The 647-nt window shown below is 38.8% G+C and carries 1 protein-coding gene; it reads left to right on the forward strand.

Annotated features, from left to right (window positions below; all coding sequences use genetic code 11):
* Positions 1-123: 123 nt before the first annotated feature.
* Positions 124-561, forward strand: coding sequence for a BLUF domain-containing protein (locus A3762_RS04135; RefSeq protein ID WP_068754219.1), 438 nt, complete (start codon positions 124-126; stop codon positions 559-561).
* The last annotated feature ends 86 nt before the right edge of the window (positions 562-647 follow it).

Consider the following 647-nt stretch of genomic DNA (forward strand, 5'->3'; position numbering starts at 1 on the left):
CGAAATTGGGAAGTATCTTCTGTGTAGTCATATCTAAAACTTTCTTAGTAGATTAGCGGAACTGGAGATCAGTACATTCTTGAACTATTGTTACAGACATCGAAGCTCGACGCCTAATCACTTATGACTGAAACCGCTATTTTATACGTTAGTCAGGCCTTAACCGACTTTACGGTTGAAGAATTAGAGGTCCTACAACAAATTTCTTATAGTAATAATTTAGTTCTAGAGATTTCAGGCTACCTATATTTTGAAAATCATAGGTTCTTTCAATATCTTGAAGGGGAAGACTCAGTTGTTCATCAAGCATTTGAACGTATTAAGAAAGATCCCAGACATAAGATTATTGGGGTGCTCGAGCAACAAGATATCGTGCGTAGATTTCCTGACTGGTCAATGAAGTGGCTTCAAAGCAGCATATTCGCCAATCTCAATTTAGAAAAACTGCTGATTGATCACCTATCTATTATGAGCAACTTTAAGAACGACGGACCAGACTTCTCTGGTTCAGCATTTCAAATAGTCGATACCTTATCTAAGCACCAGATACAGCTAAGCTAGCGCACACGCACTGCTATAAGCCGCGCTGCCACTCTTCACGTAGTTGAATTTTCTCAGGTGTATTAATTGCTGTATCAAGTTGCATT

This window comes from Oleiphilus sp. HI0125, assembly GCF_001635355.1.